We start from the raw sequence: 10340 nt of genomic DNA on the forward strand, positions 1-10340 counted from the left end.
CCTCCTTCGCTGGTCAGGTATCGATCCGATACGCCAGCGTTTGGTAACAAAGAACCAAAATTATTCTGTTTATTCAATCGCGCATCCTCAGTATCACGGTAGAAACCGGGCAGAAACGGAAATTACGTAAACTCAATGGCAAAGATTGCCTACATATTGCTGTGCCATAAGGACCCCAAGGCCATCGTCGCACAGGCTGAACAGCTGACCGCAGCGGGCGATTGCATGGCGATCCATTTCGACGCGCGCGCAAACTCTGACGCCTATGACCAGATCCGCAGCGCGTTGCGCGACAATCCCAACGTGGTTTTTGCCGACAAGCGCATCAAATGCGGGTGGGGAGAGTGGTCGCTGGTGCAGGCTACGCTGAACGCCCTGAATGCCGCGGTCGAGGCGTTCCCGCACGCCACGCATTTCTACATGCTGTCTGGCGACTGCATGGCCATCAAAACGGCAGAATATACTCACCGTTTTCTGGATGATCGCGACAAGGATTTTGTCGAAAGTCACGATTTCTTTGAAAGCAACTGGATCAAGACCGGTATGAAAGAAGACCGGCTGATCTATCGCCACCATTTCAACGAACGCACGCAGCCCAAATTATTTTACACCGCCTATGAGATGCAGAAGCGGTTTGGCCTGACGCGGGATATTCCCGAAGATCTGCAGATCATGATCGGCAGCCAATGGTGGTGTCTGCGCCGCCGCACCGTTGAGATGATCCTGGAGTTTCTGCGCCAGCGACGGGATGTAGTCCGGTTTTTCTCAACCACATGGATTCCAGATGAAACCTTTTTTCAGACACTGGTGCGCCACCTGATTCCGAAAGGTGAGATCGAAAACCGTACACCGACTTTCCTGATGTTTTCAGATTATGGAATGCCGGTCACATTCTACAACGATCACTATGACATGCTTTTGGGGCAGGATTACCTGTTTGCCCGCAAGATCAGCCCCGAAGCGCATGAGTTGAAGGAACGCCTGGGATCGCTTTATGCCAGTGAGGGCATCGAATTTCCGGTCTCGAATGAAGGGCCTAACCTATATGCGTTTCTTGCCGGGCGCGGACGCATTGGCCGCCGCTTCGGGCAACGGTTCTGGGAGGCCGGATGCACACTAGGCCCCCAGCAGGAGCTTTTCGTCATTGTCTGCAAGAAATGGCACGTTGCCAAACGGCTGGTCGATCAGATCGCGGCCGAAACCGATATCCCTTGTGTTGAATACCTGTTTAACGAAGAAGATACGCGGATGCCCGATCTGGGCGGGATAGAAACGAGTTTGGCCAAACGTTCGCGTCACAGACGGGCCGTCGTGCGATTGCTGTTTGACAGTTTCGGATCGGATCAGCTGGTTCTGTGTCTCGACCCCGCCAATCTTGATGTCCTCGAGGAGTTTTGCGGCGATCAGGCCAAGACACATGTGCTGGAAATCGAATGCGAATACTCGGACGAATATCTGATTGGCCATGCCCGTCGCGTAAGGCTGGCCGGGGAAAACAGCCCGGCGGAAACCGTGGCACAGCTGGTGCCGACGCTGCGCAATGATCTGAGCTTTGAATCGCAACAAATCCGGGCTGCGGAGCTTAAGAACTACGTACGCCTGAGGGAAACGGCCCAGCTCAGCGAAAACGAGGCCGTCATCGCCAGATTTCTTGGCGTGAGTCAGGAAAAGGCAAGCGCCGTGATGCGCCTGGATTACCTGTTCCTCGATTAAACCGGAAACTGGCGCCATGCCGGCAGCGCATGGACCCTCTTTGCGATGCGCAACGCGCTCTGGCTGGACCCGTTTCTGTCCCAATCATTGGCACCTCACCGATCGACCTCACTGTATTCGTGATTTTTGCCCAAAAATCGGATATTGTGCCGCCAATTAGGCCGATTTGTTTATACTTTTTCGATCAACAGATCAGTCTCGACCAGTGAAAAGGCGCCGAGCCGGGCGATTTTCGTATCGTGAAGATCAATACCCGCTTGGGGAAACACGGTCATTTTTCTGGTCGAAATTTGAAACGCAACTCCGGGGGGACACAGTTGTGACCATAGATCAAATTGCCAATGCCAGATCATACATCCCAAATGACGCAGACTGGAGCCTGATTTACAAGGTTTTGCCTGGCGACGCCGCAGTAGCAGACCCTGCTGTCATCAATCCTCATTTCGAGTTTTTCGAAGCGACTGGTAACACTGTGTTGCCCGCGAAAGGCATGTATGTTGTGCTGCGCGGCGTGGTTCAATTGCGTCAGGATGGGGACCCTCTGGCCAGCGCAGATGTAGGCGATTACTTCTACGAAGAACATCTTCAGATTTCGGATATCCCCGTCAGCCTGGAAGCGCTTGCACTGGACGGTACCTGTCTGGCCTATCTATCCAGCAAGAATTGGCGGAAGATACCGGAAGAGGTGCGCAAACCCTGTTTCGCCACGATGTTCGGGGATCTGGTCAGTGTCCAGTTGCAGAACTTCCAACAGCCAATCAACTGCTGCAGCGTGACGGCAGCGGCACTCAGCATGTCGGCTCTGGGGTTCAGTTGCGAGGTGAATGACATCTTCCGCGAATGCGCGCTGCCTTCGTCCTTTGTGGTGAATGACGGAATCTCGCTGGGTGAATTGTTTGATGTCGCCTGCACCTACATTCACTCGCAAGGGCTTCGAGATCGGGTTCAGGTTCAGGCCTATTTCATGGATGGAGACACGACCAGTGTGCCGCTTTTGCTTGAGGCGATCGACGAATCCAATCGGTTGGGCGGAGACAACGACATTCTGGTGGCGAATTTTCAGGTTGGTGTTGCCCATGGCAAAGAAGACATGCCGGGCGGGCATTTTGCCGTCATCGCCAAATGCAACCCAAGCACCGGTCTGGTCCACATGATGGATGTGCACCCCGAAAAATACGGCAAGCTTTGGGTGACAACTGTCGAGCGGCTTTGGAAAGCGATGTCGGATCGGGACGGAACCTCGATGCGGTCGCGCGGCATATTGCGGTTTTCGGCACGTGCTGCAGTCAAAACCCATCTGAAGACGTTCAAGCAGCGGTGCAACTACGTCGACAGCACGCTCTATCTGGCGAAGGACCCAAAGAAGCGCCGCAACCTGTTCCGCCGGGCCACGCCCAACATGAACTCACTTGGTGTGTTGGCGGAAAGCTTGGCCATTCACGGCGACAACCGCGTGGACGAGGACGAGCTGCTAAGAGCGACCGAGGCGTCGTTCACGGAGGCAGTCAGCCGGGTCGCCACCGCAAAAGACATGCACGAGATGGCGGAAAAATACCTCAGCCAGTCCGAGAACGTGCATCTTGGCAGTACGTTCCAAAGCTATGCGACGCGCAAGGATACATCGATCCAAACCCCGCAGGATTGGTTCAAGGCACAGCTCAAAAGCCTGAACGCCAAAAAAGATCGTCACCTGATGATTAATATCGACTTCAATCGCGTCACCGGGATCGATGCGATCTGTCCACCGGACAACGTTTATCGGGAAACTGCCCTGCTGGAAGAGTTCTGGTGTCTCTGCATTGCTTACGACGAGGACAAAGACGTTGTCACCATAGTCGACATGAGCCCCGCGACATCGCAGGTCTGGCAGGCACCGCGCGGCAACATCTTCCGCGGTCTGCGCGATCTGGAAGACCCCGCATTGGTGATGATCGAAGAGATCGACCCGCCCGAAGACCCAAGCGATGTTGCCAGTATCATCAAGCACAATAAGATGGTTTTGTTCTACGAAGATGAGGACCCCTGGTCCTACATGCTGCGCAGCGTTCTTTCGAATATCGGGGCAACAACCGTCAAGCAGATCGATGTGGGTGGGCGCGATCCCAATATGATCAGGATGCGGCGGCAATTGGTGACACTCGGCGAAAGACCAGATCCGCCATATTTGTTTTTCAAAGGCGGGTGCATCAGCAAAAGCGATGAGCTGGAAGACATTGTGGACATGATCAGAGCCGGTGAATTGCAGGCTAAGATGCGCACGGAAGGGTTGCCTGTATCAGAGCTGAATGAGACCCCTAGCCTTGAAAAGAACCCGTTCGGCTATCCCAAAGGAGTTATGAATCAGGTCAACGCCGGCAAGCGAAACGTATTGTTGTGCGCCTGCGGGTCGTCGGCGGCAGACAAAATCCCGGAACTCGTCGAACGCATCGTCGATGCAGGGCATAACGTGAAACTGATCCCCTCCGTCTCGGCCGAGAAGTTCTTTCGCGATTTCGGGGCCGAGCGGATCGACGCCAAGATCACCCATCATGACTATTATCGCGACGATGATGAGTGGAATTTCCGCTACTTGAAATTTGACATGCCTGTGCGCGCATCGCATTTGGCGCTGTGCGACTGGGCCGATTGCGTCATCGTGGCGCCCATCACCTGCAACACGATGGGCAAAGTGGCCAACGGTATTGCCGACAACCTTCTGACCTCGGTCTTTGTGGCGTGGCAGTATCAGAAGAAACCGGTGATCCTTTGCCCCGCCTGCAACACGAACATGTGGAACAACATCACCACGCAGAACAATGTCGACAAGCTGAAAACGCTGGGTGTCGACTTCATCGGGCCGCGCGAAGGTCGCCTGTCAAACGGCCGGATGGGTATCGGCATGATGGCAACTCCGGACCAGGTCATGGAAGCTTTGGCGGACGCCTTTGAGGAGTTGGACGATCAAAAATACCGCGTCTGCAAATGGGCGCGCGAAGCTGCCGCCGCCGATGACATCAACGAATGGAAACGCGTGTTCCGCGCCATCGACGAAGAGATCGTCGGCGTCAACATCGTGGACGAAGCCCATGGCGATTCTCTGCTGCACTATGCAGCCGGTGGTGAAGGTGAGCTGAACGAAAGCGGCCATGATCTGGGCAAGCCGGATTATGAAGCTGCTCAGGACCTGATCAATCGTGATATCGACGTCAACATTGTCAACGATCACGGGTTCACGGCGTTGCATGTGGCGGTGATGAACAAAGCACCCAAGATGGTGGAAATCCTGCTCGGGGCTGAAGGCATGGATGCGACCTCGTGCATCGAATTTGTTCAGGGCATGAAGATCGACCCCGAAATCCGAACCATGCTGGATACCTGGGCACACGATCACAACCTCAAGATGGCAGACGCCGAACAAGGGCGCGACGAAAGCTATGTGGCTGTCAACGAACCCACGTACCTGTACTTCACCTACGGATCACTGAAGCAGGGGTTCCCCAATCATGACGCCCACAGCAAAGTTTTGAACGACTTCGTAGGAACGGCGCGCACCCGGCAACCGATGCCCCTGATTGTCCCGAAAGAGCCGTTCTGCGACAATCCGAACTGTGGGTACTTGCACCGCATGGCCACGCTTGTGGATCAGCAGGGAATGGGCAAACAGGTGAGTGGAGAGGTCTATCGGGTGACACAATCCGGCCTGCGCGAACTTGACAAGCTAGAGGGGTATCACGGCCCCAACTCGACCGAAAACGTGTACATCCGCAAGAAGATCAACGTTGTTGTGAACGGCGTGATGAAGCCCGCATACGCCTATGTGATCGCGGATTCGGAAAAATATCTGAAGAACTTGCGCGATGGCACGTCAGAGATGGTCAACAACTACACGTTGGACATGGCGCAGGGCGAGCCCAAGCCCGGATTTGAACCCGTGGCCTAACTGTCTTCCGTGCTGATCGGTGGCGGTTCGTGGCTTACCTTCAGGCTAAGATTATACGCCGTGATCGCCACCATGCACAGCAACACAAACGGCCAGAAGCTGGCCTTGGGAAACAGGTTGTCCCGGTAATGGATGAACCGAAGCGACGGCACCGCTTCGGATGCGAAGAGGTAGGTGTTGACCGATACCACCAGCAGCATGAAATACATCAGGAAGAAGAACGACTCCATGTAGATCACGGGTGAGCCCGCAAAGCCTTCGCGCAGTTGCACATGCGCCAGCAGGATCACAAAGAACAAAACCGAACAGGTGCCGATCACACTGGACGTGCTGAAATCATGCCGCTCGATCAAGCCCTCACGGCGGGTGACGGTCATGACTGCCCCAAACAGCAACATCATCACAACGATCAGAGGAACCATATGCACGATAAATGCATTGCTAAAATTGCGTTTGATGACGAAGTTATAATGCAGCTCGGGCGCGTTGGTTTGATACGCATTCTGGCCGATGCCCAGCGTCGTATCCAGATTTGACAGCTTATAGTCGAAATAGGTGTTTTCCCGTTCCCAGGTGCCCATCACGATCTGATTGTCGATCCCAAAAATATCGTCTGGCCCGGTCGCTGGATATGACTCGAAATCGGGAACCAACGCGACGGCGTCTTCAAATGAGGACGGCCAGAACCGCACCCAGACCGTTTTGTGATCAAAAGGGTAACTTGTGTAATCAAAGCTCTGGCGCAGGGTTTGTTCGAAATACCACCCAATCAAAACACCGTCAGATTGCGGCAGCCGATACGCCTCGGCAAACAGACCATTTGCAGTGTCCACCGCTTCGGGCAAAAGAAATCCAACCTCACCCTCGGCCGGGGTAATCTTGTCATGCACGCCCGTCTCATAGTGCTGCCAGATATAGCCCGTGACCTGAACATCACTGGCGCCCAGAAAGCTGAACGACTTTAAGAAAATTCCGGTCCGCACATAATAGTCCGGGGCCACATCCAGCTTACCCAGGTATGAGTCCACCGCGGCTTGATCCGGCAATTGTGTCGGATCGCCCTCGAAATGGTTCAATTCGATCCAGAGTTTCAGCAAAAGACCCGCCAGCCCAAAGGTCAGCAGGCCAGAGATAAGCCAGACCTTCTTCTCGACGCTCATTCAACCTCCCGCCTGTTCGGTCAGAAAATCAACGCGTCCCAGCAGGGACTGGGTGATGCCCATTTCGGCAAATTCGGCTTGAAGGTTGGCAAAGCTCTCGCTTTGGGTCGGCGCGATACCCATTTGTCCGCATTCAGCCAGAAAACGCGTCTGTCGGATGGACAGGTCGACCATTGGCAAAGGTTCCCCTGCCGTAAATGCCGCCAGCCCATCCGCATAATCATTCGCCGCTTGCCAATCACCTCGCCCCAGCATGACTGCACTGGCATCGGGGTAAAAATGCAAATGGCTATGGCCGACACACCCTTCCGCGATGATCTCGGCCCCCAAATTCAACAGGCGCACTTGCTCATCCGGGTCGGTTTCTGCCATCGCCAGCGCCGACAACGCCTTGGGCCCTACAAAGTTCCGTCCGTGTTCCAACGCAATCTCAACCGCCTGACGGCCCGTTTCCAAAGCTTGGTCCATTTGCCCGGCATAAACCTGCGTGCGGGCCAGATGTTCCAGCGCCTGCGCCTCAAGCCGTTTTGCGCCCACACGCTCTGCAATCTCGGACGAAACCCGGAACGCCTCAAGCGCCCGATCAAGATCGCCTAGAAAGGTTTCGGCCACACCCAGGCAGGTCTGAGCCACACATTCGGGCACGAAAGCAAAATACTTCTGCGAAACTTCGATGGCTTCAGTTGCGTCTGCGCGCCCTTGCCCGACATCCCCCGTGTAGCTGCGCGCAACACTCAGGTTGTGCAAATTGGCCGCCAGATCCCGAACCAATCCTTTTTCACGCGCCCGATCAACAGCTTGCGTGTAAAAACCGGTCGCAGTCCTCATGGTGGCCTTCATGAAATTGGCATCACCAAACCCGCTGAGCGCACCCACTTCAAGGCGTACAGAATCCAGTTTGCGGGCCAGAGTGAGCGCGCGCTCATTCGCACTCAAGGCTTCCTTGTCACGACCCAAGGGGAAATAAACATTGCCGCGTACATAGTTGATCTGGGCCACATCCCGTTCGGACCCAGCACGCTCGGCCGCAGCTTCAGCCGTATCCAGCGCTTCCAGCGCGTCCTGATACAGGCTGGCCTGCCGCGCAGCCTGCGCAAGGCCAATATGCGCCCGGCTGATTTGCTCATCCGTTTCCGCAAGGTGTGCCGCGTCCCGGAATTCCTGTAAGGCTGCGTTGGACAAGCCCTGCAACCGATGTGTCTCACCCCGTGCGCAAAGCAGGTCAAACCGGACGCCAGCAGGCGAGGGCAGTTCCAGAGCACGTTCGATCAAGGGGCTTGCATCGTCAAACCGAAACGCGTGGATCAACTTATCGGCCGCAGCCAGATAGGCTTGTGCTGCATTGTTGGCCCCCGCCCGGTCCAGATGTTGTGCGCGCAGGGTTGCATCACGATCTTCGAACCATTTGGCCGCCTGGCGATGCAGGCGCGCGCGTTCTGATTTGACCAGAGTGGCATAAGACCCGTCCCGGATCAGCGCGTGGGCAAACATCAGGTCGGCCCCGGCCTCTCGGATCAGGGCCGAGCGAATCAAGTTTGTCGTGTCCAGATGGCCCTCGCCGAGAAGGAAGTTCAGAACCTCGGGCGAGAATCTCTGCCCCAGCACTGACGCCGCCTGAATGGCGGTACGACTGGTGCGATCCAGCGCATCCAAACGCGACTGAACTATGCCTTGAATGCTTCCGGGCACGGTTTCCTGCTTGAGTACATCGATGTTGCGCAACAACTGTTCCAGAAACAACGGGTTACCGCCCGCACGTTTGACGCAAGTGTCCAACAGCTCGGGATCAATGGCCGTAAATTCCTCGACCAATTGCCTCGCCTGGTCTTCCCCCATCGGGGCCAATTCCAACTTGGACACAAGCGCGCCATCCGTGGCCATTTGCCAGTCTCGGTCGATCGGGTCCCCTTCGACCCGACTGGTCATCATCAAGACACAGGGGATTTGTCGCGTTGCCGCTGCCATATGTGCGCAGGCCGAGAGAATGTCGGGGGACGCCCAGTGGATATCTTCGATCTGGATCAGCAGAGGCGTGTCCTGACTGCGCGCCAACAGCAACTCATCAATGACTTGCCTGCGACCACGCAGCCGGGTCTTGTTGTCCATAACGGCATAGACCTCAGCCAAGCCAGGATCCTGCTCAAGCTCAAGCAATGCATTAAGATGCGCCGCGTTCGACGGGCTGATCCAACCTTTGGCTATCGCATCTTTTGCCACGGCTGCACCTGTTTCCGCTCCATCCGATGGGTCAAGGCCCAGAATGCTGCGGGCCACGGACTGAATGGCCGAGTGCCCCTCGCGTGCTCCAAAATCCATGACGACGCCATTATGGATCGAATAGGACAAGCTTTTGGCCAGTTCAACCACCTGTTCGGACAAATGCGTCTTGCCGATCCCGGGCTCGCCCAGAACCACATGAACCTCGCCTTCTCCGTGTCGTTTGCACCGATCAAACGTTGCCGAAAACAACGAAATCTCACGATCGCGCCCGATGAACTTGTGACGTCTTGTCCGAATGTTCCGGGCCAAACGGTCCAGGCGCCAAACTTCGACAGGTTCGTTCAAACCCTTGATAGCCTGTACTCCGATTGACTCCCCCACAAATAGGGGTCCCAAAGCGCGCTGAATATCGTGAGAAACCAGCGTTTCACTGCCCTTGGAGATATCGGTCAAGCGCGAGGCCAAATTCACCCCATCTCCGGTGACGGTGTATTCCGTATGCGTTTGGCTTCCGGTTGAGCTGGCAATGACCTGACCAGACGCAATACCGATGTGACAGGACAGTGGAGGTGTCAGTGTTGGCAATACCGCATGTATCTCGGCCGCCGCCCTGGCCGCCCGTTCTGTATCGTTGGTATGCGAGATTGGTGCGCCAAAGACCGCCATGACCGCGTCGCCAATATGTTTGTCGATACGCCCACCAAATTTTTCAACCACGTTGTCCACTTTGCCAAAGAACTGATTGAGCAATGCGTGCAAGTCCTCGGCATCCAACTCGCTGGACATTTTTGTAAACCCCGTGAGGTCGACAAACATCACAGTGACCTGTCGTCGCGCGGGTTCAATTTGTTCAGAGGTTTCAGACGCCTCGGATGTTTCCGTTACATCCAGTTTTTCAATAGCGCGCAGCAACCGCCGACGATCCCCGACCGCAGTTACTCCGATTTCAATAAGATCTTCAGCCGTCAAATCTGGCAGAATGGAAAAATCGATCTTGTTGTCTAAGAAGGCTTGCGCGTAGTCAGACAATCCTATTGCGCTTAGCCACTTGCTCAGGTCCTGAGACATGTCGCCCCTCTGAAGTCCCCCTACTTCAAAGGTGAACCTAGCACGGGTTTTGAGTTTGAGTCTTCAAAAACCAAATTAATTGAAAATATGCACAAGTTTAACTCAAAAAGTCTTTTGCAAGATTTTTCTGCTCCCGCCTCGGGTTGCGCATTCACCACAGGGATTTTCCGCATCCGCCCTGATGCTTCCATCGCCATCGCGACAACGCAAAACACCGCTCTTAGGCGGTGTGTAACGTATTGATTTATAATAGTGTTTTT

The 10340-nt window shown here is 55.1% G+C and carries 5 protein-coding genes; 2 read left to right on the plus strand and 3 right to left on the minus strand.

What is annotated here, in order from left to right; all coding sequences use genetic code 11:
- The first annotated feature begins 135 nt into the window (after nucleotides 1-135).
- Entirely contained in the window at nucleotides 136-1713 is a 1578-nt protein-coding gene (locus ALB80_RS18760; RefSeq protein WP_050605623.1) for a DUF5928 domain-containing protein, read from the plus strand.
- Nucleotides 1714-2032: 319 nt separating this feature from the next.
- Nucleotides 2033-5632 carry a flavoprotein gene (locus tag ALB80_RS18765; RefSeq protein ID WP_050605624.1) on the plus strand — a complete coding sequence of 1200 codons (3600 nt, stop codon included), beginning with the start codon at nucleotides 2033-2035 and terminating at the stop codon, nucleotides 5630-5632.
- Here the strand turns inward: ALB80_RS18765 and ALB80_RS18770 are convergent.
- From ALB80_RS18770 to ALB80_RS22530, 3 genes are all read right to left on the minus strand, one after another.
- The gene (locus ALB80_RS18770; RefSeq protein WP_050605625.1) at nucleotides 5629-6792 is read right to left on the minus strand and encodes a hypothetical protein; all 1164 of its coding nucleotides are present in this window, start codon (nucleotides 6790-6792) and stop codon (nucleotides 5629-5631) included. The genes ALB80_RS18765 and ALB80_RS18770 overlap by 4 nt on opposite strands.
- Entirely contained in the window at nucleotides 6793-10080 is a 3288-nt protein-coding gene (locus ALB80_RS18775) for an adenylate/guanylate cyclase domain-containing protein (protein WP_050605626.1), read from the minus strand. It abuts the gene before it with no gap.
- A 20-nt stretch (nucleotides 10081-10100) separates the two neighbouring features.
- Nucleotides 10101-10340, minus strand: a 240-nt coding sequence (locus ALB80_RS22530) for a hypothetical protein (protein WP_216597691.1), incomplete at its 5' end; no start/stop codon positions are given.

It is taken from the genome of Ruegeria sp. 6PALISEP08 (assembly GCF_001238295.1).
In the GTDB taxonomy this organism is placed as follows: domain Bacteria; phylum Pseudomonadota; class Alphaproteobacteria; order Rhodobacterales; family Rhodobacteraceae; genus Ruegeria.

Coding starts and splice junctions, on each gene's coding strand:
- ALB80_RS18760 (WP_050605623.1), top strand. CDS start 136: ATGGCAAAGATTGCCTACATATTGCTGTGCCATAAGGACCCCAAGGCC.
- ALB80_RS18770 (WP_050605625.1), bottom strand. CDS start 6,792: ATGAGCGTCGAGAAGAAGGTCTGGCTTATCTCTGGCCTGCTGACCTTT.
- ALB80_RS18775 (WP_050605626.1), bottom strand. CDS start 10,080: ATGTCTCAGGACCTGAGCAAGTGGCTAAGCGCAATAGGATTGTCTGAC.